At 35.4% G+C, this 26,290-nt stretch carries 24 protein-coding genes; 9 read left to right on the top strand and 15 right to left on the bottom strand.

Going from position 1 to position 26,290, the window contains the following annotated elements:
- Window positions 1-69 precede the first annotated feature (69 nt).
- The 4 genes from ACQUQZ_RS21800 to ACQUQZ_RS21815 all read right to left on the bottom strand — a co-directional run bounded on the left by ACQUQZ_RS21800 (window position 70) and on the right by ACQUQZ_RS21815 (window position 5,001).
- Complete coding sequence (locus tag ACQUQZ_RS21800; RefSeq protein ID WP_435357209.1) at window positions 70-1,629, bottom strand: outer membrane beta-barrel protein; 1,560 nt, start codon at window positions 1,627-1,629, stop codon at window positions 70-72.
- Between the two features lie 33 nt (window positions 1,630-1,662).
- Window positions 1,663-2,223 (bottom strand): RNA polymerase sigma factor, encoded by a 561-nt coding sequence (locus ACQUQZ_RS21805; protein ID WP_435357210.1) that lies wholly within the window; start codon window positions 2,221-2,223, stop codon window positions 1,663-1,665.
- 233 nt (window positions 2,224-2,456) lie between these two features.
- Window positions 2,457-3,182 carry a hypothetical protein gene (locus ACQUQZ_RS21810; RefSeq protein WP_435357211.1) on the bottom strand — a complete coding sequence of 242 codons (726 nt, stop codon included), beginning with the start codon at window positions 3,180-3,182 and terminating at the stop codon, window positions 2,457-2,459.
- Window positions 3,183-3,333: 151 nt separating this feature from the next.
- Window positions 3,334-5,001, bottom strand: coding sequence for a glutamine--tRNA ligase/YqeY domain fusion protein (locus ACQUQZ_RS21815; protein WP_435357212.1), 1,668 nt, complete (start codon window positions 4,999-5,001; stop codon window positions 3,334-3,336).
- A gap of 265 nt (window positions 5,002-5,266) precedes the next feature.
- Between ACQUQZ_RS21815 and ACQUQZ_RS21820 the strand changes: the two genes are divergently transcribed.
- Together ACQUQZ_RS21820 and ACQUQZ_RS21825 are read left to right on the top strand one after the other, a co-directional pair.
- Window positions 5,267-6,106: an N-acetylglucosamine kinase gene (locus ACQUQZ_RS21820; RefSeq protein ID WP_435357213.1), complete on the top strand. Its 840-nt coding sequence runs from the start codon at window positions 5,267-5,269 to the stop codon at window positions 6,104-6,106.
- A 22-nt stretch (window positions 6,107-6,128) separates the two neighbouring features.
- A complete protein-coding gene (locus tag ACQUQZ_RS21825; RefSeq protein ID WP_435357214.1) occupies window positions 6,129-6,833 on the top strand; it encodes a pseudouridine synthase in 705 nt (234 codons plus the stop codon).
- 63 nt (window positions 6,834-6,896) lie between these two features.
- Here the strand turns inward: ACQUQZ_RS21825 and ACQUQZ_RS21830 are convergent, their stop codons facing one another.
- The 4 genes from ACQUQZ_RS21830 to ACQUQZ_RS21845 all read right to left on the bottom strand — a co-directional run bounded on the left by ACQUQZ_RS21830 (window position 6,897) and on the right by ACQUQZ_RS21845 (window position 11,868).
- Entirely contained in the window at window positions 6,897-8,825 is a 1,929-nt protein-coding gene (locus ACQUQZ_RS21830) for a ComEA family DNA-binding protein (protein WP_435357215.1), read from the bottom strand.
- 272 nt (window positions 8,826-9,097) lie between these two features.
- Complete coding sequence (locus ACQUQZ_RS21835; RefSeq protein ID WP_435357216.1) at window positions 9,098-9,889, bottom strand: RluA family pseudouridine synthase; 792 nt, start codon at window positions 9,887-9,889, stop codon at window positions 9,098-9,100.
- A gap of 79 nt (window positions 9,890-9,968) precedes the next feature.
- A complete protein-coding gene (locus ACQUQZ_RS21840; protein WP_435357217.1) occupies window positions 9,969-11,030 on the bottom strand; it encodes a sensor histidine kinase in 1,062 nt (353 codons plus the stop codon).
- A gap of 148 nt (window positions 11,031-11,178) precedes the next feature.
- Window positions 11,179-11,868, bottom strand: a complete 690-nt coding sequence (locus ACQUQZ_RS21845; protein WP_435357218.1) for a response regulator transcription factor — start codon at window positions 11,866-11,868, stop codon at window positions 11,179-11,181.
- Between the two features lie 191 nt (window positions 11,869-12,059).
- On the opposite strand from ACQUQZ_RS21845, the gene ACQUQZ_RS21850 reads away from it, so the two are divergent.
- The 3 genes from ACQUQZ_RS21850 to ACQUQZ_RS21860 all read left to right on the top strand — a co-directional run bounded on the left by ACQUQZ_RS21850 (window position 12,060) and on the right by ACQUQZ_RS21860 (window position 14,381).
- Entirely contained in the window at window positions 12,060-12,764 is a 705-nt protein-coding gene (locus ACQUQZ_RS21850) for a membrane or secreted protein (protein ID WP_435357219.1), read from the top strand.
- A 75-nt stretch (window positions 12,765-12,839) separates the two neighbouring features.
- Window positions 12,840-13,307 (top strand): CYTH domain-containing protein, encoded by a 468-nt coding sequence (locus ACQUQZ_RS21855; RefSeq protein ID WP_435357220.1) that lies wholly within the window; start codon window positions 12,840-12,842, stop codon window positions 13,305-13,307.
- Between the two features lie 75 nt (window positions 13,308-13,382).
- A complete protein-coding gene (locus ACQUQZ_RS21860) occupies window positions 13,383-14,381 on the top strand; it encodes a cation diffusion facilitator family transporter (protein WP_435357221.1) in 999 nt (332 codons plus the stop codon).
- Between the two features lies 1 nt (window position 14,382).
- Here ACQUQZ_RS21860 and ACQUQZ_RS21865 read toward each other — a convergent pair whose 3' ends face one another.
- The 4 genes from ACQUQZ_RS21865 to ACQUQZ_RS21880 form a co-directional block, all read right to left on the bottom strand.
- A complete protein-coding gene (locus ACQUQZ_RS21865) occupies window positions 14,383-15,210 on the bottom strand; it encodes a tetratricopeptide repeat protein (protein ID WP_435357222.1) in 828 nt (275 codons plus the stop codon).
- A 173-nt stretch (window positions 15,211-15,383) separates the two neighbouring features.
- On the bottom strand, window positions 15,384-16,166 hold the full coding sequence (locus ACQUQZ_RS21870; protein ID WP_435357223.1) for a hypothetical protein: 783 nt from the start codon (window positions 16,164-16,166) through the stop codon (window positions 15,384-15,386).
- Window positions 16,167-16,437: 271 nt separating this feature from the next.
- Window positions 16,438-16,986: a hypothetical protein gene (locus tag ACQUQZ_RS21875; RefSeq protein WP_435357224.1), complete on the bottom strand. Its 549-nt coding sequence runs from the start codon at window positions 16,984-16,986 to the stop codon at window positions 16,438-16,440.
- A 111-nt stretch (window positions 16,987-17,097) separates the two neighbouring features.
- Window positions 17,098-18,492 carry a BamA/TamA family outer membrane protein gene (locus ACQUQZ_RS21880; RefSeq protein ID WP_435357225.1) on the bottom strand — a complete coding sequence of 465 codons (1,395 nt, stop codon included), beginning with the start codon at window positions 18,490-18,492 and terminating at the stop codon, window positions 17,098-17,100.
- 190 nt (window positions 18,493-18,682) lie between these two features.
- On the opposite strand from ACQUQZ_RS21880, the gene ACQUQZ_RS21885 reads away from it, so the two are divergent.
- Both ACQUQZ_RS21885 and ACQUQZ_RS21890 read left to right on the top strand, forming a co-directional pair.
- Entirely contained in the window at window positions 18,683-19,897 is a 1,215-nt protein-coding gene (locus tag ACQUQZ_RS21885; protein ID WP_435357226.1) for an acyl-CoA dehydrogenase family protein, read from the top strand.
- Between the two features lie 62 nt (window positions 19,898-19,959).
- Window positions 19,960-20,754, top strand: coding sequence for an alpha/beta fold hydrolase (locus ACQUQZ_RS21890; RefSeq protein ID WP_435357227.1), 795 nt, complete (start codon window positions 19,960-19,962; stop codon window positions 20,752-20,754).
- A gap of 6 nt (window positions 20,755-20,760) precedes the next feature.
- Here ACQUQZ_RS21890 and ACQUQZ_RS21895 read toward each other — a convergent pair whose 3' ends face one another.
- A complete protein-coding gene (locus ACQUQZ_RS21895) occupies window positions 20,761-21,963 on the bottom strand; it encodes an ATP-binding protein (RefSeq protein ID WP_435357228.1) in 1,203 nt (400 codons plus the stop codon).
- Window positions 21,964-22,448: 485 nt separating this feature from the next.
- Here ACQUQZ_RS21895 and hemA point away from each other — a divergent pair, with 485 nt between their 5' ends.
- Window positions 22,449-23,705 carry a glutamyl-tRNA reductase gene (gene hemA / locus ACQUQZ_RS21900; protein WP_435357229.1) on the top strand — a complete coding sequence of 419 codons (1,257 nt, stop codon included), beginning with the start codon at window positions 22,449-22,451 and terminating at the stop codon, window positions 23,703-23,705.
- 237 nt (window positions 23,706-23,942) lie between these two features.
- On the opposite strand, the gene ACQUQZ_RS21905 is transcribed toward hemA, so the two are convergent.
- Window positions 23,943-24,392, bottom strand: coding sequence for a hypothetical protein (locus ACQUQZ_RS21905; protein ID WP_435357230.1), 450 nt, complete (start codon window positions 24,390-24,392; stop codon window positions 23,943-23,945).
- Window positions 24,389-24,622 (bottom strand): DUF4160 domain-containing protein, encoded by a 234-nt coding sequence (locus ACQUQZ_RS21910; protein ID WP_394990315.1) that lies wholly within the window; start codon window positions 24,620-24,622, stop codon window positions 24,389-24,391. Before ACQUQZ_RS21910 ends, ACQUQZ_RS21905 begins: the two co-directional genes overlap by 4 nt.
- 167 nt (window positions 24,623-24,789) lie before the next feature.
- Here ACQUQZ_RS21910 and ACQUQZ_RS21915 point away from each other — a divergent pair, with 167 nt between their 5' ends.
- Complete coding sequence (locus ACQUQZ_RS21915; protein ID WP_435357231.1) at window positions 24,790-26,235, top strand: Gfo/Idh/MocA family protein; 1,446 nt, start codon at window positions 24,790-24,792, stop codon at window positions 26,233-26,235.
- Window positions 26,236-26,290 lie beyond the last annotated feature (55 nt).

A 26,290-nucleotide genomic window follows, 5' to 3' on the forward strand; every position in this document is an offset into this window, starting at 1 on the left:
CGAAAAATAAATTAAATCTAATACAAATATTTATACCAAAGAGACGCATTGCAATGCGTCTCTACCCAATTAAAAACGATAATTTAAACCATAATTTACACCCAACATTCGGATTCGCATTTGTAGTGCAGTAGATGAATTAATACCTGAAAACAAAGAATGTTGATAAGAACTTCCTATGTTTACTTGCCAGTGTTTGCTTAGTAAATAGCTTGCACGCACTCCTCCTAAACCACTGACATTCAATGGTTTGTATATATTATTGGCACTATTAATCGTACTTTTCTCCTGTACAAAAGTATTATCATTAGCAATTGTATTTTGCAAGAAAATATCAGTTGAAATACCTGCTAAAATATTTAAACCCAGTTTTTTAGACAAGCCTATTTCATAACCTAATTGCATTGGAATCATCAAATATTCATAGCGATTATTGAATTGCGAAGCATCTGCAACTACTGTATTGATTGGATTTTGGGCAAGAACAGTCTTGTTATTACTCGAATTCTGCAACAAATAATCTGCTAAAAAAGTATTTACATAACCATTTTGTTGAAAGGCATAAGTATTACTTTGCAAAGTAGAATTACCACGTAAATACCGAATACCACTCTCAATATTCCATTTTTGGGCTACTTTATAACCAAAAGCAAAACCTGTATTTGTTCCAACACCCGCCTTGATTGCATTTTGAGGATGAGAAACTACTACATTTCCTGGGGTTTGTCCTGCGACAGCTCCCATATTGGGTGTTGTTGGACTATTGGAAGCTTTTGCAAAAGCATCAGCCGCTTCCAAAGCAAAAGTATTCAGTCCACCCAATTTCATATTTGGGTCAAATGGGGATACGCCAGACTGAATTCCCACCCAGTATTTTGATTCGTTTGAAGCAATTATGGGAGCCTCTGATACTTCATAATCAAATACTAATTTATTTCGTTTGAGTGTTTTGCTACTTCCAAAATAAGTGTAATCTTTACCTTTCAAGGTATTCATTTCTGTAGGTAAATTGCGATAATTCTCCGCTAATATAGTTTCATTTCTACTGATAATATGTTGATTGTCAACACTTTGAATCTCTTCTACACTATTTAAATCATTAGTATTGTCCTTAGGCAAATCCGCTTTCGCCATTGCCATAGACATTGGTTTTTCAACATTATTATTTTTATGCTGAAACTTTAATTTATTTGAGAAATGACTTAATTTATTTTGATTTTTACTATTAAAATCAGTTGCAACTTGGATAGGTTTTTCGACGGAGGCTAATGCTTCATTAGTGGAAATAATTTCACTTGAATTTGGCAGTTCATTTATTATTTTTTTATCGCTTGGATTGACTTTTGCCACAGTTGACTCTGGTGTTGAGTTTGTTTTAGATAAATTTTGAACCGATATATTTCCAGTATTCTTATTCAAGAAAAACAATCCCCCTAAAACCAAAACCAAGGCAGCAGCCACACCCGAAGCAATTGCTGAAGGACGGAGAATAAATAAGAAAGGGCGGCGTTTTTTGTGTTCTAATTCTCGCTCAATTTTATCCCACATATCGGTAGGAGGAGAAATTGAGGCATTTTCAAACGCTTTTTGCCATTCTTTTTCAAAATTATTTTGTCTTAGTGGTTCCATTTATATTTCAACACAAATTATATTTTGTGTTTTTTAGCTTTCATTTCGTGTTGGAGAATGCAGCACTTCTCTGTTTTTTAATTTTGCTTGTAACAATGTTCTGGCTCTTGAATATTGAGATTTTGAAGTTCCCTCCGAGACGCCAAGCATGGCTGCAATTTCGTTATGTTGGTATCCCTCAATGGCATAAAGGTTAAAAATAGTACGACAACCATCGGGTAAACTCTGAACAATCTCCATCAATTGCTCAAACTGGAAACCTGAAAGTGTGAACTCTTCCTGCTCTATTTCATCGCTAACCATTTGGCTGTCAGTATGTTGCATCCAATTGGGTTGATTTTGCAATGCCTTTAAAGCTGTATTAACGACAATCTTTCTGAGCCATGCTTCTAAAGGGCAATCAAAGCGAAATGCAGTTAGTTTTTGATAAATTTTTATAAATGAATCTTGTAAAACATCTTCAGCATCTGCTTTATTTTTCATGTAACGCATAGCCGTAGCAAACAACTTACTCGCATATTGCGAATAAAGTTGCCGCTGAGCGAGGCGTTCTTGGCGAATACAAGCCTGTACTAAATCTTGTTCGCTGTACATGAAAAGGGCATTTTTTTATCCAACCGTATGGATTTAATTAGGGTTATATTAGAAAGACCCTATTTAATTAATTTTGGTTGGAATGGGTTTGAAAAAATTATTTTGGATTCGAGAAGTGAGATATAGGATATGGGATTCGGAAAATCTCATTTCTCGAATCCAGAATCTCACATCTAATTTAAGCAAAAAAAAGCCTCTCAAAAAATTGAGAGGCATGATATTTTGATTTAAGCTTAGCGACTAAAAAACTCTGCCCCTATTTTATCATTGAAAACCACATTAGTTGTCAATTTTATCGTTCGCTTATCAACGCTACTCAAATAAGTTGATTCAGACGGGTATTTGATGCCATAAGCCGAATCTGCATATTTAGTATAATCTTCGGTAATTACTTCTTTGTTAGCCAATGTCAATTTTTTTCTTACCAAAAGCCCGGTAACATCATCAAAATATAGGTTGTATTTGATTCCATTTCCACTAAGTTCAACTTGGCTTACTTTTGAGTCATTCATTGTTTCGCTTCCAACCAATGTTGCTATGTATCCTTTATCTTGATAATCTAAAAAAGGTAAAAGTGTCTCTTTTAGTTCTCTACGCATGTTTAATTGTTCTTTTTCACTAAGGTCTTTGGTTTCATATTGAGTAGCTTTATCACTACTTCCAAGTGGCACTTTCAACCAACCTTCTGTTCCTTTAACACCATAAATAAAGGTTCTTTTCAAAATTGTTTTAGCTTTGTATAATGAAGCATCGGCAAATGAACCTTTAATTTCCATGTCATAATCTGCGGCTGAATTTCCACGATACGATTGTTTCATAGAATAAGTAGTAACACCACGCCAAAGAGTTTTTCCCCCAGTAGCCTCAAAGTATTTATCAAAAACTGCATCAGCTGTTTGAGCAAACGAAGCTGTAGATATAGCTATAAATGTTAGAATTCCGATGATTTTATTTTTCATATCGTTGTGAAATTTAATTGTTGTGTCTAATAACGTTTTTTTGTTTGGAATGGTATGTTTGATGAGTAATATTTCTTTTATAAAAACCGAAATTCCCCGAAATATAATAAAATCTTTCGGGGAATTTAATATTTTTTTCTTTAAGCAAATGTTACTTTCCAGCCTCTTTCGCCCATGTATCACGCAAACCAACGGTGCGATTAAACACCAATTTTTCGGGAGTAGAATCTTGGTCTAAGCAATAATACCCTTTTCTTAAAAACTGATAAGGTGTTGATAATGAAGCAGTTGCTAAACTTGGCTCTACAAAAGCTGTAATGGTTTGTAAAGAATCTTGGTTAATATATTCTTTAAAATCACCATCTTCACGACTTGGGTCTTCTACCTTGAAAAGTCGGTCGTATAGTCTGATTTCTGCCTCTATTGCTTGAGCAGCAGATACCCAATGAATCGTTCCTTTTACTGGAATCCCCGAAGTATCTTGTCCACTTTTCGAGTTTTCGATATAAGAACAATGAAGTTCTATCACTTCCCCAGCAGCATTTTTTATCACTTCATCACAACGAACAATGTAGGCACTTTTCAATCGAACCATTAAACCTGGAGCAAGACGGAAATATTTTTTCGATGGATTTTCCATGAAATCATCTTTCTCAATCCAAATCTCACGGCTAAACGGCATTATCCTTGTGCCGCTATCATGGTCTTCTGGGTTATTTTCGGTTGTTAGTTCTTCCACTTTTCCTTCTGGATAATTTGTAATGATTACCTTTAAAGGGTCAAGAACTGCCATTACGCGTGTAGCTATTTTATTAAGATGCTCACGAACACAAAATTCCAGTAAACTTACATCTATCAAATTGTCACGTTTTGCCACACCAATTCTTTCACAAAACTCACGAATCGCTTCAGGAGTATAGCCTCTTCTACGCATTCCGGAAATTGTTGGCATTCGTGGGTCGTCCCAACCTGTCACATAGTTATCATTTACCAATTGCAACAATTTTCGCTTACTCGTAATCGCATAAGAGAGGCTTAAACGTGCAAATTCGTATTGTTTTGAAGGGAAAATTTCTAAATTTTCGATGCACCAATCATATAATTCACGGTGAGGAACAAACTCTAAAGTACAGATTGAGTGCGTAATTTCTTCAATGGAATCAGACTGACCATGTGCGAAATCGTACATTGGATAAATACACCATTTATCACCAGTACGATGATGGGTAGCGAACTTGATACGATAAATAACAGGATCACGCATCAACATATTGGTTGATGCCATATCAATTTTTGCTCGAAGCACTCGTGTACCTTCGGCAAATTCGCCATTTTTCATACGCTCAAACAATTCAGCATTTTCTTCAATGCTTCTGCTTCGATATGAACTATTCATTCCAGGCATTGTTGGCGTGCCTTTCATGGCTGCCATCTCTTCCGAAGTGCTGTCGTCCACATAAGCCAAACCTTTATTTATGAGCTTTTTAGCAAACTCATAAAGATTGTCAAAGTAGTCAGAAGCATATAATTCTTCTGCCCAATCGAAGCCTAACCATTTCACATCAGCCTTGATTGATTCTACATATTCGGTTTCTTCGGTGACAGGATTGGTGTCATCAAAGCGTAGGTTGGTTTTTCCACCATATTTCTGGGCAACACCAAAATTCAAACAGATAGATTTAGCATGACCAATATGCAAATATCCGTTAGGTTCGGGTGGGAAACGAGTCAAAACTCGGCCATTATTTTTGCCTGTTGCGAGGTCATCTTCGATGATTTGTTCAATAAAATTTAGTGACTTTTCCGATGCTTCTGCCATGATTCCGTGAGTGGTAATGTTGCTTGTGTTGCGAATTTAAACATTTTTTAAGTTTAAAGGTTTCTTGTTTTTAGATAATAGCTTATTTTATTGAATTCGTGAAATAAAATATTGAAATTATTATGTTTTAATTTATCTCTAACACAAGTATTTAACTTGTTAGCCTAAAAATTGTTTTTATTGTTCTTGATTGACGAACAGATTGGAAACCTGTGCTACATTTCGGATATTTACGCCCAAATCATCAAAGCAAACATCTTTTTACATGATTCTTATCGCAGATAGTGGCTCGACCAAAACCGATTGGCGGATTTTAGACCAAAACGTAGTGGTTGGACAAACCCAAACCGTAGGCTTTAATCCTTACTACCAAGATGCTGATTCGATAGCTAACGAACTATCAATCAATCTTTTGCCTATTTGCCAAGGCGAAATAAATCAAGTGTTTTATTACGGAACTGGGGTAACAAATGATGAAAAAGCAGGTGTTATCAAAGATGCGATTTTAAAAGTTTTTCCAACTTGCTCGCAAATTGAAGCATATAGCGATGTGGTGGGTGCTGCACGAGCAGCTTGTGGACGAAGTGCTGGCATTGCTTGTATTTTAGGAACGGGTTCAAATTCTATCTATTTTGACGGACAAAAAACTGGCTTTCAAGTGCCACCTTTAGGATTTTGGTTGGGTGATGAAGGAAGTGGTGGACATTTGGGTAAAAACCTGATTTTAAGTTATTTACACAAAGAAATGCCCCTTGAAATTCGAACAAAATTTGAAGAAAAATATGGCATAATGGATAGACTAACGGTTCTTGAAAATGCCTACCATAAACCTTTTCCAAATCGGTATTTTGCCTCTTTTTCAAAATTTTTATTTGATAATCTTGATCATGTTTTTTGTCATGATTTAGTAGAACGATGTTTTCTTGAGTTTTTTGAAAAATACATTTTGAAATATCCCATGTGCCATGAAGTAAATATAAACTTTGTTGGTTCTGTTGCTTTTTATTACAAAAAATTATTAACAAAAATAGCTGATAGTCAAGGAGTTCGTATTGGGAAAATTTTAGAAACGCCCATTGCAGGATTAGTCGATTATCATATTTAAAATCTCATTCGTTGACGCTTTCATGCAAAATATAATACTCCCCATTCTGTACCAAGACGATCATTTGGTTGCCATTAATAAACCACATAATTTATTAGTTCATCGCTCATCAATAGCCGCCGACGAAAGTGTTTTTGCCTTACAATTGCTTCGTGACCAACTGAATTGTTGGGTAAGTCCTTGCCATCGAATTGATAGAAAAACTTCTGGGGTACTACTTTTTGCTCTTTCGACAGAAGCTGATAAAGAGATAAAAAAACAGTTTGAAAATCATTCTGTTCGGAAAAAATATTTGGCTTTGGTAAGAGGTTATTTACCCGAATCGGGTACAGCCGACCGACCACTGGAAAAAGAAAAAGGTGGCTTTCAAGATGCCATTACACATTTTCGTTGTTTACAACAAGTCGAATTAGATATTGAAGTAAGTCGATACCCCAAATCAAGGTATTCATTGGCAGAAATTACACCAGAAACGGGCAGAATGCACCAAATTAGAAGACATTTTGCTCAATTACGTCATTATTTAATTGGAGATAAAACCTACGGAGAATGTAAGCACAATAAAATGTTTGAGCAAAAATTTGGATTAAATACCATGCTTTTACATGCAAGTGAGTTGAGTTTTATTCATCCAATTACTGGAGAAAATATGTATATCAAAGCTCCAATGAATGAGGAATTTAGAAGAATTTTAAACGAAATCGGTATGAGTACACAAGGATTGTAGAACGGAGTTCCTACTCCGTTTTTTATGCTGTGTAACAACGGAGTAGGAACTCCGTTCTACAGTTTAAAACTGGTATTTTACCTGAACTTTTATATCCGTCTTGTGCGGAACACTTATCTCATCAGTACCACTTCCAATTGAGGAAACATTACTTAGTTGGGTACGAGCCCATCGAAACCATAAATCTATATTGCGGTTGATACCATAGCGAGCAATTACATAAGTACGAAACCCTTTACCGTAATATGCGGGTAAAGAAACAGCATAAAGCACGTCATTTTCATAAGTATAGATTCTTGAATCATAATCATCTGTGCTGAAATATGCCAATCGACCTTTCAATTGCAAGCGTTTGATTGAACCTTCTATATCTTGCATAATCACATAACCTTTTGACTGTAAAGCATTTACATACTGAAACGTATTCATTTGCACACGGGTTTGAGTTTTGAAAGTTCGATTGATAGCATATTCAAAATTTGCCAAAATGCTTTGCCTCTTTGTGTTTACGACCAAATCTGTAACGGTTGCATTATTAGGCATATTTTTACCTTTATGCTCTTCATGATATTGAGTAAAAAACAACATTTTTTTGTTCGGCTGATAAGTCATTCTGAGTAAATAATCAAACCCATCTGATGGAGCATCAACCAAATATCTTAGCCACGGAAATTTGAATCGGTCATAAAAAGCACTGAAAATTAAACCTTTTTTTGGTGTATATTTCAAGCCCCAATAAATACCTTTCTCATTGATGGTTCGGCTACTTTCACCTAAAGCATTGGCATAAAAACTATGAAAATTTTTATCATAATTTCTAATATTCACCGCCCATTCTACTTGACGGCTGAGGGCAGCTACAAATCCGCCTATCACTCCTACCCCACCGCTGCTTGAGCGAGCCGCTTCGCCAAAGAAATTGAAGTTTTGCCAAGTATAAGTAAAGTTCGTACCGAGAACTAAGTTCTGTTTTCCCAAAAACTCAAATTTATTATATAAAACAGGGCTTCTCTGCATGATGGCATCAAATTGTGTATGGAGCATTGTTGCTCCAACTTGACCATTTTTTAGTCGAAAAGTAGCATTTAATCCAATATTTTGTTCTGAAATTTTATTTTTTCGAGCCAATTCTGTTTCTGTTCGGTGGTAACCACCTGTCAGAATCGAGCTGAAATAGTCTTCTTTTTCTCCATTGCCCTCATCAACACTTGCATCTCTTTTGGTGAAAGAATAAAAGCCTGTTAAGTCGATTTTACCTAATTGATGCGTCATAGCAGCACCTCTGAAATAGCCCCCTTCGAGCAAAGAACCATAAGGTCGAATACCCAAATTACTACGTCGAGTAGTTGCGATTGCCTCGCTACCTTTTCCTAAAGAAAAACCTGCCGAACAAATCAATCCTTGTCCAAATTGCACTTGATAATCGCCCAAAACTAAGTTTTTCAAATGTCCTTTGTTGCGTAATTGAACATGAAAAGTATAATAATCTAAATAGTTTTTCTCGCCTGCATCCTTTTCAACAATAAATCCAACTTGAAAGTCTTTTGGGTGACTCAAACGATAACGGGCATATAAGTGTTGAGGCGAACCTAAATATTTTCCATCTTCAAAACCTTTGGCTTTTTCTACAACTTGGTCGCTTCGTAGCACTAAATAATGTTCGGTGGCATTCGTTAAGCGATTTTTTAAGTCATTTGCAGAAAACTTATATTTTACTACCACAAAAGGTAAGAGCCGATTGATGGTCTCTAAATCTAAATTTGGAACAGCTTGAAGTTCATAAATACTTAGAAAATCGCCATTTTGCTGCCGATGTTCTATGATATTTTTTATTTGTATTTGAGAAAGCATATAAATCGAGGCTAAATCTTCTGCCGTTGCATTATTCAAATCTATTGGATTTTGGTATAATTGGTACAACGATTCGTAGAGGTCGTCGTAATTGATATTTTCCTGTTGAACAGGAAAAACTCGTTGAATAAATTCATCCAAGTTGATTTCTGGTCTTGTACGTGTTTGAGAGAAAGTAGAATATATAGATAAACAATAGAACACAAGGCATAAAAAACTTTGTACGTAAAGAATTTTTAATGCCTTTTTTGAACATTTATTTACGACAAATAAATCTATCTTCATAAAATCGTATTTTCATTGTGTTTCTTTATTTATAAAGATTGACTATAAAAACTTTATGAAGTCACTATTGGAAACAAAAAAAGGTTGAAAAGCTCATCACTTTTCAACCTTTTTGATAATATTGTTGGCTATCGACTAAATTTATCTAACTGCTTCACCAACACATTAAAATCTTTTGGATAAGGTGCTTCAATCTTTATCACCTCGTCATTTAATAAGCGAAAAGTAAGCGAATGAGCATGCAGAGCCACTCGTCTGATAAGTGGCAACTCTTCTGTCCCATTTTTGAGATTAAAGTTTTTGCTTTTGAGTTGTGAAAGCAAAATATCATCACCTCCATACATAGGGTCACATACAATTGGAGCTTTTAGGCATTGCAAATGCACTCTAATCTGGTGCATTCGTCCTGTAATAGGCATACATTCGACCAAAGTATAATGACGATAAACTTTCAGCGTATTAAAAATCGTCTCGGCAATTTTGCCTTTTTCTCGGTCAATTCTTACGCCTGTGCCGTCTCTCAACTGAGCAATTGGTAAATAAACAGAAACACCTTCAAAACTATGTACACCATTGACCACCGCATGATAACGTTTTGTAACCTCACGGGCTTCAAATTGCATTGCTAAACTTCTGTAAGCTGCTGGATTTTTAGCGATGGCAAGCACACCCGAAGTTTCTTTGTCAAGGCGATGACAAAGTTGGGCATCATCAGAATATTCTTTAGCTAAACGTAAAATACTATAGTGTTTATCTTGCGTACGCTCATCAAGACTTGACAAGTAGGGAGGTTTATTGATAAGAATATAGTCATCATTTTCAAAAATAATTAAATCTTTGAAATTTACGTTTTTAACTAAATTCTTTATTTTTGGGGTTTCTTGCTTATCGAAAATATCAAAATCAAAATCGTATTCCATCTTATTTGGTGCTTTTTTCTGCAAAGTTAAGAAAGTATTTACGATTTACGCTTGACGATTGACAAGAATGGTCTGTTAATCAACTATCTATGGCTTTTTCTAAGTCAAAACTTACCTTTTTTAACTTAAAACTAAACGTTGTTCCTTTATCAATTTTACTGGTTACTGTGATTTTAGAATTATGAGCATTCAGAATGTGCTTCACGATGGCCAAGCCAAGCCCAGTGCCACCAGTATCACGAGAGCGGCTTTTATCTACTCGATAGAAACGCTCAAAAATGCGAGACAAATGTTCTGGCGGAATTCCTGGGCCATCGTCTTCTATCGAAATATGAAAATGTTTTTTTTCTTCTTCAATCTCTACAATTATTTTTCCTTGCTCTCGTCCATATTTGATTCCATTATCAATCAAATTAGTCAAAACTTGTGTAATTCGCTGTTTATCAGCCATTACCAATGCTTTTTCTAAATCCTTTGGTTTGATTTTCAATGTTACTTTTCGACTATGAGCTTTATTTTCTAATTGTTCAAAAATCTCCTCTGTAATATGTTTAAGGTCTATTTCCTCAAAGTGCATCTTCAAATCGCCTTTTTCTACTTGCGAAAGCGTCACCAAATCACGTACCAAAGCATCAAGTCCATCAATACTTTTAGCAGCACGATTCAGAAATCTATCAAGTGTTTGGGGGTCCTCTTTTGCCCCATCAATAAGTGTATGAATAAAACCTTGGGCAGCAAAAATGGGTGTCTTTAATTCGTGCGAAACATCGGCCAAAAATTCTCGCCGGAACTGCTCCATTTTTTTTAATTCTTCAATTTCGTTTTGTTTTTTTGTAACGTAGGTAGAAATTTCAGAATTTAGTTTTTTGATAGGGTTAACACTTTTAATCAAAGATTTTCGTGAAATATCAAAATCACGAATTTTAAGTTTTTGAATGGTTTTATAAATTTGGTCAACCTCTCGAAAAACCAAAATATCAATTGTGTAGAAAACAAAGAAAAAAGAAGCAAAAAAACAAGCTACCCCTACGACAAAAAGCATTGCGATTGTTACGTCTGGCACAAAACTAAGAAATGCCACCGAAACGAGCGTAATCAGAACGGCAAGAAAAAAAGCAATAATTCGAGGGCTAAAAGACATTTTCTTAGTCGATTGTCAATGAATGACAGTCGATCGTTTAATTTTAGACCATAATCAAAAGACAACGGTCGATAGCTTAACAAAAGTAATTGATTATTAGGTATCAGCAAATAGTTTATTTCAAGACTATAGACGATAAGTCTGTGGATTAATTCTCGTCAGTAAACATATATCCCACCCCTTTGAGGGTCCTAATGAAGTTTTCGCCTACTTTCTCACGTACTTTACGTATATGTACGTCTATCGTACGCTCAACTACATAAACATCAATTCCCCAAATTTTCTGTAAGATTTCATCACGACTAAATACTTTATTAGGGTGTTGAGCAAGAAAGAAAAGCAATTCAAATTCTTTTTTTGGCAAAACGATTAAAGTTCCATCGGGCTTGGTAACTGTATAATTTAAACGATTGATATTCAAACCTGCCACCTCCAAGTTTTCAGTTGGGTCGGTTTTTTGAGCTTCACGACGGAAAAACGCATTGATTCGGCTCATCAACGCACGAGGCTTAATCGGTTTGTTGAGATAATCATCAGCCCCAACTTCAAAGGCTGCGATTTCAGAATATTCTTCTGAACGAGCAGTAAGATAAAGTATGTAGGTACTTTTCAATTCTGGCATAGCACGAATCATTCGTCCAACTTCGATACCATCAAGGTGGGGCATCATAATGTCCAGAATCACTAAATCGGGTAAAAACTCCTTGGCAATTTCGATAGCTTTTTTGCCATCAGGGGCAGAAGCCACTTTATAACCTTCTTTTTCGAGGTTATAACTCAATAACTCCACAATATCGGCTTCGTCATCAACTACTAAAACACGGTGAGCAAGACTCATAAGTAGTAATTTGTTGTTTATGATGCAAAGGTAAGGTTAAAAAAACGTTAGGTATATTAAGCCAATGTTAAATCTTATTGAAAGGATAAGTTTGCGATTGTTTTTTATCTATAAATTAAGATTTTTGATAGAATCAGTGCTTATTTTCTATCTTTGTGTAAAGCAAAACTCAACATTCAACTGACCAAACAATGAAAACTACGATTTTATTTTTTCTTTTTATTTTAGGGCTTTCTATTCAAAGTATTGCTGGCACACTTCAAGGTGCATGGGAAATGTTGCCTGAAAATAATACTTCAAATGAGAGAGCTGTGATGATTGCTACACAAAATTACCTTTCTATTGCTGTTTTTGAGAAAAATGTATATATCCGAACTTATGGAGGCCTGTATGAAATCAATAACAATGGTTTAACATTAACACTCGAATTTAATGACAAACATCCCGAAAGTGTTGGAACAAAAATTACCTATAAATATATCCGAAATGGCAACACTTTTTCAATAGAAAACCTGGCAAAAACAACATGGAAACGCATTGATACAGGTTTAGAAACATTAGCAGGAAATTGGCGAATAACAGCCCGAGAAGGGCAAGATGGCAAAATGTATGAAATGGTGCGTGGAGCGAGAAAAACTTTAAAAATTTGTTCGGAAACAAGGTTTCAATGGATGGCCATAAACCCCGAAACCAAAGAATTTACTGGAACAGGTGGCGGCACTTACACCTTGAAAGATGGGAAATATACCGAAACTATTGAGTTTTTTTCAAGAGATAATAACCGAGTTGGAGCTTCCTTAGGCTTTGATGCAAAAGTAGAAAACAACAAATGGCAACATTCTGGCAAAAGCTCAAAAGGCGATAAAGTCAATGAAATTTGGGTTAAAGAAAACTAAAAGCCTCTATCTTTTAAAAAAAAATAAGAAGAAAGTTACCTAATTATTAATAGAAATTACTCTTAAATCATCTCCATGCCACTCGAAATAGAAAAAAAATACTTGGTCAACAAAGCAAAATGGAATCAAACTGACAAACCCAAAGGGCAGTTTTTTCGACAGGGTTATTTATTGACCGACCCCAATAAAACCATTCGTGTAAGAGTTACCGACACCAAAAGTTTCTTGACCATCAAAGGGCTTTCGGTAGGAGCAACGAGGCCAGAATTTGAATATGAAATTCCAAAAGATGAAGCCGAACAATTGTTAGATATGTTTGCAATTTCTGACTTAACAAAGATTCGATACAAAGTTTTAGTCAATGATAAACTTTGGGAAGTAGATGAGTTTTTGGGCGATAATCTTGGTTTGATTGTAGCAGAAATAGAGCTTCTAAGCGAAAATGAAACTTTTGGTTTACCTAATTGGGTTGAAAATGAGGTGACAGGAGAAGATAAATATTATAACTCAAATTTATCTGTTTTGCCTTATAAAAACTGGTAATTTTTGCTATTTAATTGACAAAATCACTTTCTGTGGCAATTTTTCGTACCTTTGCTCGCCCAAAGAAGCAAATAAATGAGAACATCCTTAGAAAATTACAACATCCAAAAAAGGCTTATATCAATAACAATCGCTTTGTTTTTGATAAAGATTATTGCTTGGTATTTGACCAATTCTGTTGCAATTTTGACCGATGCTTTAGAATACACGATCAATGTAATCAGTGGACTCGTTGGGCTTTATAGCCTTTATCTTTCTTCTCTCCCTCGTGATCAAAACCACCCTTATGGACATGGAAAAGTTGAATTTTTATCGGCTGCTGTCGAAGGAACTTTGATGATTGTTTCAAGTTTTTTGATTATGTATGAAGCCATTAATAATCTTAAACACCCACATCAAATTTCTAAACTTGATTATGGTATTTATTTGGTAGCAATCACTGCTTTTATCAATTATGCAGTAGGCTTTTATGCTGTAAAAAAAGGGACTCAAAATAACTCACTTGCACTCATTGCCACAGGCAAACACATGCAGTCTGATACTTATGCAACAATCGGTATTATTATCGGTCTTGTGTTGATTTTTTTACTAAAATATACGTGGATTGATAGCGTTGTAGCATTTGGATTTGCACTCATCATCATTGTTTCGGGATACAAAATTTTGCGAAGTTCGATTGCAGGAATTATGGACGAAGCCGATGATGATTTATTAGATAAAGTAATTGCCTTATTTCAAAGATCAAGAAGAGAAAATTGGGTGGATTTGCACAATCTTCGTATCATAAAATATGGTGGAACACTTCATCTTGATTGCCACCTGACCGTGCCTTGGTACTTAAATGTCCATGAAGCTCACCGAGAAATTGATGAATTGAGCAAATTGGTAAAAGATAATTTTGGTGAAAGTATTGAGCTATTTGTTCATACAGATGGATGTCTTGACTTCTCATGTGCGATTTGTACCAAACAAGATTGTCCAGTAAGAAAGCATGAATTTGTAAAAAAAGTTGATTGGACTGTGCACAATGTTTCAAGCAACAATAAGCATAGGGTAGCTCCAATAAATGATTAACTCATTTCAAGCTACCTATCAATTCTTTAGCGTATGAGTTATTGGGGTTTATTTGTAGTGATTTTTGGCAGTTTTGAAGTGCTGCATTTTTCATACCCATTTTTTGATAAGTTGCCGCCAAACGATAAAACCCATTGTCGCTACGAGGATTGAGCAAAATAGCTTTTTGATAATAGGTAGCTGCTTTCTCATAATTTGCACCATCAAAATATAAACCACCTAAGTTAAAACTCGCCTCGTAATGTTTTGGATTCAATCGTAAGGTATTTTCTAAGTCGTCGATTGCACCTGTGATTTGTCCCAAAGATGTTTTACAATTACCCCGTTTATAGTAACTCATCTCTGAATTAATTCCCAATTTGATACAACGGTCAAAAACTATAAGAGCTTTCAAGTCGTTTTTTTTATCATAAAGTTCTATACCTTTTTTAAACAATTCTAGCACAGGAATTTGTTCAACCTCCTCTTTAAAATCAGCAAAACTCTCTTCTTTTTCTTCTGATTTAAGCTCAAAACCATCAAAAATGTCAATATTATTTGCTTTGGCCAACTGATTTAGTGTTTTTCCCACTTGCATTGCTGATTCGGCATTCAATGCCTCTGTTTTTTCTACTTCCAATTGATATTTATCCCCTTTTTTAGAAGTATTTACAAATCGATAGTTTTGTTTTAATAATAATTCTTTGAATAGAACAAGTGCTTGTGGATCATTATCAATAAAAAAATAATGGTAAGAAATGGGCTTTTTTGTATCGAAGCCAGTGGCAACTAATTGTGAATAAAGCGTTTGAATTTCATTAGCATGATTACATCTTTGTGAAAAACTCATGCAAGGAAATAGCAGTAAAATACAAACGCTTACTCTAAAAAATTGATTTTTTTTGCCTATTTTAAACATATTGTATCTGAAATTTATTATTCAAATATAGTAAGAAAACGACAAAAGGCACTTCTTATGTGCCTTTTGTAAGGGATATATTTCTTTATAAATAACAAAAATTTTTATTTGGGAATACCAAACGCCTTTGCTACTTCATTAAAGTTTGAATAGTCTATACTCTTTCTTGATTTTTCTCCACCTGGAATAATTACATAGCGAAACTGTAGGCTTGTAGCTGGTTTGCCTTGAATATCTAATAACTCAACAAAAGTTATATTGATTTTCCCAACTGCTATCGAAACATTATAGTTGGTAAGTCCTGAATTCGTTTCTAACATCAATGGTAATAAATACGCAGGGCCAATACCCGTTTGACGACTATACGCAAGTACCACACCTTTATCTATTATTTCTTGGGTGGCCTTAGCCTCATTTATTGAATAAGTATAATTTTTTTCTGTTATTTTTTGCCAATCAGCAGCGGCAGGTGTAAACCAATCTGAGTAAATAACATTTATGTTACTTCCACCCGTTCCCCCCGAAGACCCTGCAGGGCCTGCTGGACCTGTTGGACCTGTTGGCCCTATTGCTCCTGTATCGCCTTTGGGACCTGTAGCTCCCATTGCTCCAGTAGCACCTGTCGCTCCTACTGCTCCTGTTGCTCCAGTAGCACCAGTAACTCCTTGAATACCTGTAGCTCCAATTGCTCCAGTAGCACCTGTCGCTCCAACCGCTCCCGTTGCCCCAACTGCCCCTGTTGCACCTGCTACACCAGTAGCACCAGTCACTCCTTGAATACCTTGGTCTCCTTTTGCTCCTTGTGGCCCTTCTGGTCCCTCACAACTACTCAATGTTAAAAATCCCAGCAGTAAAAAACCGAGGGTTAATTTTGACTTACTTTCCATCATATTGGATTTGATTATTAGAAATAAGCACAAGTAGGCTTGTGATTGTTGTACAACGATTATTGACTTTAATATACTTAATCTCTTTTTCCAATAAATAAATCAGAAAAGACATAAAACTGTTTGTCCTTAATTAAAGCGAACAAACTTATAAAATTCAGCAGAATATAAAAAACACCAACAATTAAAATGAGGAAAAATTTAAGAATAATCGATTTAATAGCAAAAAATATCCCCATGACTTTTTTAAGTCATGGGGATATTAAAGATCTTATATAGCTTTAGGTTGTTGAGAAAACCGTACTTCTAAACCCCTATCTAATTTATTTTTAACAACTTTGATTGTTACTTGACCATTAGGTTTGATTTTCCAAGTTGGTAAATCCGTATCTGGTAATGGTTTTCCGTAACGAATAGTAAATTGGTTACTCAATTCATTTTTTAAACTATCATTTGAGGAATCAGTATTCATATAAATATCCAAACCTATACCTATTACATGATTTTGTTTGTCTTTTTCATATAGAATATCAACCGTTTCGAGATTTTCTGTATCAAAAGAATAGCCAATATGACTATCTTCTTCTTCAAAAAGTTCAACAGTTTCTTTTTTCTTCACATCAGCAATTGCATCCCCAAATTTGACTCCTCGAAGAAGACCTTCACCTGTACCCATAATGGCACGTAGTAGTTTTTGGACGTTACTTGATGTAATAATGGTTGGGGGTGATGGTGGGTTTACAACTTCCACTTTTTTTGTGTCTTTTGGGTTATTACACGCAATAAGGAACAAAGATAAAATAAATAAATAAATTTTCATAATTTTTTGAAAGAAATGTATTAAGTGAAAATAAGGCATTTATGAGCCTTAATTTTATTTGCGTTTTTATAAATTTATCAATCGTGCATTGAGCTTTATTATCATTATTCTTCAAAATTCACGAGCTACATTGAAAAATAAGCGTTTTTCGCCTAAACCATTAATGGAGTAATTAAGTCGCCCTACAACATTATACCATGTAATGACATCTAAGCCCAAACCTCCTCCTACTAACCTTTTATTTGCTAATTTAGTATTATTAAGTAAAGGAAAATTATTTTTTGTATAACCTACATCTATAAAAGAATTGAGGTAAGCAGCTACGGGTAATGTATTAAATTGCTTGATTTTAAGAAACTTACTGAGGTCAAACACACGATCAATGAGTTGATATTTTAAATTAGTTTTAGCTAAAGCATAGCTCTGCCCATCAATCACATAAAGTTCATAGCCCCGCACCAAGTCGCTTCTATAACCTAAACCTGCGGTTTGCAAAAAAGGTTGCTTTTGAGGAAATGATACTTTCCCACGAAAGCTATAATTTGCATAAAATTTCCCTCCGATTGGCACATATTTACTGTAAGTTCCACTAATACTTAATTGATTAATATTATCTGAAGCAAAAAGTCCATATTTTGTTATTTCAAAACTACTTCTATAGCCTTTTAAGGCATATTGTCGATTGTCTCGTCTATCAAAAATATAAGAATAGTTTATTAAAAAAAACTTTTGTTTGGTTCTGCCATCTAAAAGATAATTAGGATTCAATCGGGCAATGGTATCGGCAATTTGGGTTTGGCTGTAACTTAGTTGCAAAGATTGATTTTGATAAAAACCTGTACGGCGAGACAAAACAGTATAAAAACTAAGTCTTTGTCGCTGCTGCTGTTCGCTTTCCAAAAACTGAAATTTATCTTGCCAAGTGCGATAAACCATTGTCTTGTTAATTCCATAAAAAATCCCCCCTAAAAGAGTGGTTGTCAGTTTCTTATCTAAATATGGACTGCTATATGAAATCTCAAAATTGGGTATAAAGCCAATTTCTGCACGAATTCGAAGTTGGTCATTATTACCTGTTAAATTAGCATGTTTAGCATAAATACCATAAATGGTTCTTCGTAAATCATGGTTTCGCTCATACCACCATTCATTAAAGTTTCTATCTGCTAAATAAAATACGGGCAATATTACCAAATAAAGGCGTTCTTTAACCTCTACAGTTATGTCAACCTGCTGATTATCAATCTCTTGATAAGTAACTTTGACTGTAATAAACAAATAGGTATTCGTGATTTTCTGACGGTCAGATTCTAAAATTTCTTTGAGTTTAGCTTTTTGTAATGTATCTCCTACCTTAACAAGCATTTCTCGAAAAATAATTTTATCTTTTGTACGGGTATTCCCTTCTATTTTAATGTCATGCACAAGTACAAAATCATCAGCAAAACACTGATAATAAGCAGTTTGTAAGAATAAAAAACAAATAAAGAATAGGCGTTGAGTCATTCAGTTAATGAGCAATGGATGATGAGAAATGGTTTTTGGCAGCCCATTTCTGTAAAATATTAGACTTTTATGCACTTAAAAAAAACCAAAATTAAACTATTTTTTAAGAAAAACCTTAAATCATTGTGCTATTAAGATAGGAAAACTAACTTTATGAGAATATTTATGGAATCAACAAAAAAAAACTGTGATGGAAAGTCTATTTGTTACTGAAAAACTCAAAAACCTATTACCTAAAATTAAAGCATTTGTAGAAAGTGAATTATATCCACTCGAAACGCCAGAAAACCTTCTGCATAATTTTTCTTATGTAGAGCCTGTTTTGAACCAAAAACGAGATTTGGTAAAAAAAGCAGGGCTTTGGGGTTTACATTTACCCGAAGAAGATGGTGGACTTGGACTAACCCTCTGCGAATTTGGTCAAATTAGTGAAATTTTGGCGAGTTCGCCCTTCGGGCATTATGTTTTTAATACTCAAGCTCCCGATATTGGAAATACCGAGTTAATGCACAAATATGCTCCTAAACACCTCAAAGACAGGTATTTAAAACCTTTGATGAATGGAGAAATTCGGAGTTGTTTCTCAATGACCGAACCTGAATTTGCAGGTTCAAATCCAACCATGATGGGTACAACCGCTGTGAAAGATGGTGATGACTATATCATTAATGGTCATAAATGGTTTACATCTTCGGCCGATGGTGCAGCTTTTGCGGTCGTGATGGCAGTTACAAATCCAGATGCAGCACCACACAAACGTGCAAGTCAAATCATTGTTCCGCTCGATACACCTGGCTTTAAATTTATCAGAAATATCCCTATTATGGGGCATGCTGGCGATAGTTGGGCAAGTCATGCAGAAGTAATGTACGAAAATGTAAGAGTGCCACAAGCCAATCTTATTGGTGTAGAAGGTTCTGGTTTTTTGTTGGCACAAGAACGCCTCGGCCCAGGTAGAATTCATCACTGTATGCGATTTATTGGCATTGCCGAGCGAAGTTTCGATTTGATGTGTCGTTATGCTGCTTCAAGGAAAATGGAGGCAGGTGTCATGCTGGGTGAAAAACAATTTATTCAAGGTTTTATTGCTGAAAGTAGAGCAGAAATCGATTCAGCAAGGCTTTTGGTGCTACGAACAGCCAAGAATATTGACGAACAAGGTGCTGCTGCTGTTCGTGATGAAATCTCAATGATTAAGTTTTTTACAGCAAATATGATGTTGCGAGTGATTGACCGAGCAATTCAGACACACGGAGCTTTGGGGATGACCAATGATATTTTACTGTCTCAATGGTACTCACACGAACGTGCTGCCAGAATTTATGACGGAGCCGACGAAGTACATAAAACAGCCTTGGCTCGTGGAATTCTAAAAGGCTATGGTTTAGATACAAGAAAGAAATAATTCATATAAAAACTACCTCAGTAGATTTGACTAATCTACTGAGGTACAACATTTCAACATTCATGAGAAAGCTTTTTTGCTTACTATTTCTCTCACATATAGCTTTTGCACAAAGTGAAAGAGAGCCTTTATTTACATCTTTTGACGGAACAAAAATTCATTATGACATCAAAGGTGAAGGGTTTCCTGTGGTGCTGGTACATGGTTTTATGAGTAATAGCAATTCTTGGAAACGAGGAGCTTTGATTCCCGCATTGGTGAAAGAAGGTTTTACCGTTATTACGCTTGATTTACGTGGAAATGGCCTTTCAGACAAACCACATTCGCTTGAAGCTTATGAAAATAATGCCGAAATAAAAGACGTAATGGCTTTGATGAAGCATTTAGGTTTCAAGAAATATGATGTCGTTGGTTATTCAAGAGGAGCAATTCTTACCGCACGACAACTCATTTTAGACAAACACCTTCATAAAACAGTAATTGGTGGCGTTGGAGCAGATTTCACCGACCCCAATTGGGAAAGACGAAAAATGTTTGCCGAAGCATTTTCGGGAAAAGCCCATCTTTATCCTGAAACCAAAGGAGCAATTGAAAGTGCCAAAAGAAATGGCGTTGACACTTTGGTAATGGGTTTTCTACAAAAAGTACAACCTGCAACCACACCAGCACAACTGGCAAAAGTAAGGAAACCTGTTTTGGTAATTGCGGGCGACCAAGACCTTGACAATGGAAATTCAGCCGAATTAGCAAAATTATTGCCAAAATCAACCTTAAAAACCGTTCCAGGTAATCATGGAAATACTTCACAATCTGAGGCTTTTGCCAAAGAAGTGGTTTTGTTTTTAAAAGAAAAATAGGTCTTTTTATGCTGTTTCCAGCACAATTCTAAAAGTAGTTCCTTTATCAACTTGGGTTTCTTTCACAAATAATTTCCCATCGTGATAATTTTCGATGATGCGTTTGGCAAGTGTCAAACCAAGTCCCCAACCACGTTTTTTTGTACTAAAACCTGGTCTGAAAACTTTGCGAAGATTATTTTTTGAGATCCCTTTTCCTGTGTCAGTAATATCAATCGCAATATTGTTTTTCCCTATTGGCGTGAGTTTTACAAATAGTTCACCAATACCTCCCATGGCATCTACCGCATTTTTGCAAAGGTTTTCGATGACCCATTCAAACAAATGTGTATTTAACTTAACTTTCAGATTATCAGGCAATTGACTCTCAAAATGTACCTTTACTTTAGTTGAAATTCTTCTTCCTAAATAAGTTAAAGTTTGCTCTACCAATGGTGCAATTGTTTCTTCACTCATTTGTGGAATCGAACCAATGTTTGAAAAACGAGTCGTGATGGTTTCAAGGCGTTTTACATCTTTTTCCATTTCGTCACCAATACTTGCATCAAATTCTGGATTTGAACGCAGCACCTCTACCCAAGCCATCAGTGCAGAAATCGGTGTGCCTAATTGGTGAGCGGTTTCTTTTGCTAAACCAACCCAAACTCGATTTTGCTCCGCTTTGCGTGACGAGCTGTAAGCGATAAAAGCCAATGAACCGAAGATTAGAAAAATACCTAGCAGAACATAAGGAAAATAACGTAATTGCTTGGCTAACAATGAGTTACTATAATACAAAGAAACTTTATCTTTACCAATAAAAAGCTCTATCGGAGGGTGTTCTTCTGACATTTCAGCAATTTTAGAGTATAAAATCATCTCTTTATCTTTTGGTTTCCATTGACGAGTGGTATCTTCTAATTCAGTAATATTAACATTACTAATAGGCACTCCATTCTGAACCAAAATCGAAGGAACTGTTTCGTTTGCCTCTAAAACTTCCTGTACGAATGTATAATCACAGGTACTTTCTACACTTTTTTCAACAAAAAACTTAATACCCGCTGCATATAAAAGTACATATTTTTTTTCACGCTCTTCTACTTGCCTGCCCAATTGATTGAAATAATACAAAACCCCAATGCCAATAATCATCAAAAAAGCAATAACTGCAAATCGCCAACCAGTGACTTGTTCATAAATATTTGCAAAAACTTCTCGTCGTGCCATAAAATTTAATATTTGGGTTATCCTTAATGTATTCTGATGAGGTTTTAGATTTCAATATTAACGTCTTCTTATTTTAGAATCATTCTAAATTACTTTGGTTTGCTACATTGCTTACATTTATACCAAACCATCTAATCAAAATAGTCGTACATATCACCGAGTTTTGAAAGAAATAATGGGTCATTGTCTCCGAAATTTATCAAACAACCCTTTGCCTTGTCAGACACCCCAAAAGGTTGCTGTTTAACCCTTTAGTTTGATAATGACATATTGAAACCTATAGATTTGCGTTAAGTACTATCAGTCAAATAATATTAATTAAACGAAAATGACTAATTAAACGCTCATCAAATTTTGTATTTTTTTTAGATGAAACCTAAATAAATCATAAATTTATTTAGAATTATTCTAAATTATAAAAACTGATCAAAATCATATCAATATTTAGTATTCTGACTGTAAATTTGCAAACTATTTAAGAAACAATGCACGGATTATTTAAAGCACTCACGATTTCGCATAAAAAAGCCTCTCTCCAAATAAGAGGTCAAATTGCACTAAACGAAGATGAATCTAAAGCCTTAATGCTTAAAATTCGAGAAACTTACGATGTTTCGGAAGTGCTTGTGCTTTCTACTTGCAATCGTACAGAAATATATTATTGTTCAGAAAATGATTTAGGCGAAAGCATCATTCGCTTACTTGCCAGTCAAAAGGTACTTAGTTCTAACGAAATCCTTCCATATTTTGATATAATTTCTGAACATAATGAGGCGGTTCGCTATTTGTTTGAAGTAGCCATGGGCTTACATTCTCAAGTGGTGGGCGATTTGCAAATTCCCAACCAAGTAAAGCACGCTTATCAATGGTCGGCCGATGTTCACATGGCTGGACCATTCTTGCACCGTTTATTGCACACTATTTTCTTCACAAATAAAAAGATCGTTCAAGAAACTTCATTCCGTGACGGGGCTGCATCAACTTCGTATGCAACTGTTGAGGTAATGGAAAGCTTTTTACCGATGCTCAATAATCCAAAGATTTTGGTGGTTGGTTTAGGAGAAATTGGAGAAGATGTTTGTAGAACTTTAGCCGATAAAGGTTACAAAAATATTACAATTACCAATCGTACATTAGAAAAAGCCGAAAAACTAGCAAATGAATTAAATTTTGAAGTGGCTGATTATCAATTAGTTAATCAAAATATTTTGAATGCTGACATCATCATTTCGTCTGTACGCTGCGAAGAGCCTATCATTACAAAAGAAACTTTAAAAGATAAAACGCTTGCAGTAAAATACCTCATCGACCTTTCAGTTCCGAATAGTATAGCAACTGATATTGAAGAAGTTGCAGGAATTGTAGCGTATAACCTTGATGAAATTCAACGCCGTGCCAACGAAGCACTTCAACGTCGTATGGAAGCAATTCCACAGGTTTTACACCTCATTAGCGATGCCATCGGAGAGTTTAATAATTGGTCGCAAGAAATGATTGTTTCGCCAACGATTCAGAAATTGAAAGGGGCTTTGGAACAAATCAGAAAAGAAGAAATGGCTCGTTTTGTGAAAGAATTGTCGGAAGAAGAGGTAGAGAAAATGGAGAAAATTACAGCAAGTATGATGCAAAAAATCATCAAATTGCCAGTGATTCAGTTAAAAGCTGCTTGTAAACGTGGCGAAGCCGAAACTTTGATTGATGTTTTGAATGATTTATTTAATTTAGAAAAACAGACAGCATAGTAGCACAATTTTCTAAATTGTCATAAAAATAAAAAAGGCGTAATTTCTGAGGGAATTACGCCTTTTTTGTGGACAAAATTTAAAAAGCAAAAAATCTATCCGGTAGGGATTTTATATCGGTAGAAAAGCAAATCCCAAAAATCCTCATGCCGTAAGTACGAAATATTATATTTAAAGGTATTTTTCTGACGGTTTCTCATCATTAAACATATAAGGTGATTCATATAATAAACTAACTTACACCACCACCAAAGTAATATCCAAATGCGGTACATAGCGGCTTTTTAGTCGTCCACGCCTTACCCATGTGCGTACTTTTGCTGGGTTTATTCCGTTACGGCGAGCATATTCTGCTTGCGTAAATTCGTGATTTGTATCAATTTCTATAATCGGGTTTGGTGCTAATAATTGGCTTTCTTCAAATAATACATCTGGGTCGAAAGCTAATGGACTTAGCTTGCCTTTTGCTGTTTTATATTGTATGTTTTGCCAACATAAAGTATCTCCTTCACCCACTTCCACTTTTGAAAATACCTCAAAATCAAGCAATGGCTTATATCTTTCATTTTCAGAAAAAGAGGCTAATTTATTTACAAAATCAATCAAACGCACATCGCCATTTGTCCAAAGTGTTTCTATTTTGAATGGCTCAATACTGAGTATTTTTAATATTCTTGGATTTCTCATTTTCGTAATTTTGGGTTTAATGTTTCAAACTCTTCTAAAAGATACTGTTGGTTTAATTTTGCCCATTTGATAATCTGTTTAAGTTTATTAGAAGGCATTTCTCCTCTCAAAACTGACAAATCTCTAATATCTATCAGCACTTCATACTCAGCACTAATAGCATGGAAATGTGGTGGATTATGGTCAAAATCATACACATAAATCTTTATTCCTTGAAAACTCTCAAACATTTATTTGCCTTTTAAGTGTAGCGTAACGTTACAGCAAATGTATAAACTAAGACTTAAACTACAAAATAATAGTTTCAAAAGTAACATTCACTAATTGTATCTTTTTTCCTCCCCAAAAATTTTCTACATTTCGTAAAAATTCAATCTCATCTTACAATCTATTCAACATGAACAACGCTAACGACAAAAACGAACAAGCTTCCCGTCGTCAATTTTTAAAAAGTAGTGTATTGGCCTCCGCAGGTTTTATAATTGTTCCTCGCCATGTATTAGGCAAAGGTTTCGTAGCACCTAGCGATAAACTCAATATTGCTGCCGTAGGCTGTGGTGGAAAAGCGGATTTTAATATTCCACAAGCCTATAATAATGGCTCTGATAATATCGTGGCATTGTGCGATGTTGATGACAGAATGTCGGCAAAATTCCGTACAAAATTCCCTAATGCTCCATATTTCAAAGATTATCGAAAAATGTTGGAATCGGAAGCTAAAAATATTGATGCAGTAATCGTCACAACGCCTGACCACATGCATTACCCAATTGCCATGTCGGCCATGCAACTTGGTAAGCACGTATATTGTGAAAAGCCACTCACACACGATATTTGGGAAGCACGCCAAATGACCGAAGGGGCGGCAAAATACAAAGTTGTGACACAAATGGGCAATCAAGGCAGTAGCGGAAAAGGTACGAGAGTTACTGAAGCAATTGTCCAAAGTGGCATGATTGGCGAAGTACATACGGTAGAAGTTTGGACTAATCGACCAGTTTGGCCACAAGGTGTACAATCTCCAAAAGATAAGGGCGAAAAACAACCCATTCCAAGTGAAGTTGATTGGAATTTATGGCTCGGAACTGCTCCTGCACGTGACTACCATGAAGCATATATGCCTTTCCGCTGGCGTGGTTATTGGGACTTTGGCACAGGGGCTTTGGGCGATATGGGTTGTCACTTTATTGACGTGCCTTTTCGTACACTCAAATTAGGTTATCCAACTTCGGTCGAATGCTCTGTCGGACAAGTTTATGCCGATTTTTTCAAGGAAGCATTTTTTGACGATAGTTGTCCACCCTCATCGGCAATCCACCTTAAATTTCCGAATCCTACAAGCAAAAACTATAAAGAAATCAGTCTTTCATGGTACGATGGTGGTATTCGTCCGAGACTTCCCGAAGGCTGCGATTACGAAAAGGTTTTTGCTAATATTGATGGAGGAGTCATGTTTATTGGCACAAAAGGAATTTTAGCTTGCGAGCTTTTTGGTAATAATCCAAAGCTTTTTGCCAACGGAAAACTACAAGATGTCAAATTCCCCGACCCCAAACGTGCATTGGTTGATGGAGACACCAATGGACATCAACAACAATGGATAAAAGCTTGTAAAGCAGGTTTTGGTACTTATACGAGCTCTTCTTTTGACCAATCTGGCCCTTTGACCGAGACAGTTTTGATGGGAAATTTGGCAGTTCGTTCGTTCTTACTTCGTGATGCAAAAAATAAATTTATCGGAAGAAAAAAACTTTTATGGGATGGTGCAAATATGAAAATCACCAATTTTGATGAAGCCAATGCTTTCGTCAAACGTGAGTATCGTGCAGGGGGTTGGATTTGAGAAAATAATGATTAATGTAAAATGGATAATGATAAATGTTTGATTATCAGCATTT

The sequence above is a fragment of the Emticicia sp. SJ17W-69 genome, assembly GCF_051209875.1.
In the GTDB taxonomy this organism is placed as follows: Bacteria; Bacteroidota; Bacteroidia; order Cytophagales; family Spirosomataceae; genus Emticicia.

What these genes read in the sequence shown, in the direction of transcription:
- ACQUQZ_RS21800 (WP_435357209.1), bottom strand. Translation starts at nt 1,629, where the DNA reads ATGGAACCACTAAGACAAAATAATTTTGAAAAAGAATGGCAAAAAGCG.
- ACQUQZ_RS21880 (WP_435357225.1), bottom strand. Translation starts at nt 18,492, where the DNA reads ATGACTCAACGCCTATTCTTTATTTGTTTTTTATTCTTACAAACTGCT.
- ACQUQZ_RS21865 (WP_435357222.1), bottom strand. Translation starts at nt 15,210, where the DNA reads ATGAGTTTTTCACAAAGATGTAATCATGCTAATGAAATTCAAACGCTT.
- hemA (WP_435357229.1), top strand. Translation starts at nt 22,449, where the DNA reads ATGCACGGATTATTTAAAGCACTCACGATTTCGCATAAAAAAGCCTCT.
- ACQUQZ_RS21835 (WP_435357216.1), bottom strand. Translation starts at nt 9,889, where the DNA reads ATGGAATACGATTTTGATTTTGATATTTTCGATAAGCAAGAAACCCCA.
- ACQUQZ_RS21885 (WP_435357226.1), top strand. Translation starts at nt 18,683, where the DNA reads ATGGAAAGTCTATTTGTTACTGAAAAACTCAAAAACCTATTACCTAAA.
- ACQUQZ_RS21875 (WP_435357224.1), bottom strand. Translation starts at nt 16,986, where the DNA reads ATGAAAATTTATTTATTTATTTTATCTTTGTTCCTTATTGCGTGTAAT.
- ACQUQZ_RS21815 (WP_435357212.1), bottom strand. Translation starts at nt 5,001, where the DNA reads ATGGCAGAAGCATCGGAAAAGTCACTAAATTTTATTGAACAAATCATC.
- ACQUQZ_RS21810 (WP_435357211.1), bottom strand. Translation starts at nt 3,182, where the DNA reads ATGAAAAATAAAATCATCGGAATTCTAACATTTATAGCTATATCTACA.
- ACQUQZ_RS21870 (WP_435357223.1), bottom strand. Translation starts at nt 16,166, where the DNA reads ATGGAAAGTAAGTCAAAATTAACCCTCGGTTTTTTACTGCTGGGATTT.
- ACQUQZ_RS21860 (WP_435357221.1), top strand. Translation starts at nt 13,383, where the DNA reads ATGAGAACATCCTTAGAAAATTACAACATCCAAAAAAGGCTTATATCA.
- ACQUQZ_RS21840 (WP_435357217.1), bottom strand. Translation starts at nt 11,030, where the DNA reads ATGTCTTTTAGCCCTCGAATTATTGCTTTTTTTCTTGCCGTTCTGATT.
- ACQUQZ_RS21805 (WP_435357210.1), bottom strand. Translation starts at nt 2,223, where the DNA reads ATGTACAGCGAACAAGATTTAGTACAGGCTTGTATTCGCCAAGAACGC.
- ACQUQZ_RS21820 (WP_435357213.1), top strand. Translation starts at nt 5,267, where the DNA reads ATGATTCTTATCGCAGATAGTGGCTCGACCAAAACCGATTGGCGGATT.
- ACQUQZ_RS21910 (WP_394990315.1), bottom strand. Translation starts at nt 24,622, where the DNA reads ATGTTTGAGAGTTTTCAAGGAATAAAGATTTATGTGTATGATTTTGAC.
- ACQUQZ_RS21890 (WP_435357227.1), top strand. Translation starts at nt 19,960, where the DNA reads ATGAGAAAGCTTTTTTGCTTACTATTTCTCTCACATATAGCTTTTGCA.
- ACQUQZ_RS21905 (WP_435357230.1), bottom strand. Translation starts at nt 24,392, where the DNA reads ATGAGAAATCCAAGAATATTAAAAATACTCAGTATTGAGCCATTCAAA.
- ACQUQZ_RS21845 (WP_435357218.1), bottom strand. Translation starts at nt 11,868, where the DNA reads ATGAGTCTTGCTCACCGTGTTTTAGTAGTTGATGACGAAGCCGATATT.
- ACQUQZ_RS21915 (WP_435357231.1), top strand. Translation starts at nt 24,790, where the DNA reads ATGAACAACGCTAACGACAAAAACGAACAAGCTTCCCGTCGTCAATTT.
- ACQUQZ_RS21895 (WP_435357228.1), bottom strand. Translation starts at nt 21,963, where the DNA reads ATGGCACGACGAGAAGTTTTTGCAAATATTTATGAACAAGTCACTGGT.
- ACQUQZ_RS21850 (WP_435357219.1), top strand. Translation starts at nt 12,060, where the DNA reads ATGAAAACTACGATTTTATTTTTTCTTTTTATTTTAGGGCTTTCTATT.
- ACQUQZ_RS21855 (WP_435357220.1), top strand. Translation starts at nt 12,840, where the DNA reads ATGCCACTCGAAATAGAAAAAAAATACTTGGTCAACAAAGCAAAATGG.
- ACQUQZ_RS21825 (WP_435357214.1), top strand. Translation starts at nt 6,129, where the DNA reads ATGCAAAATATAATACTCCCCATTCTGTACCAAGACGATCATTTGGTT.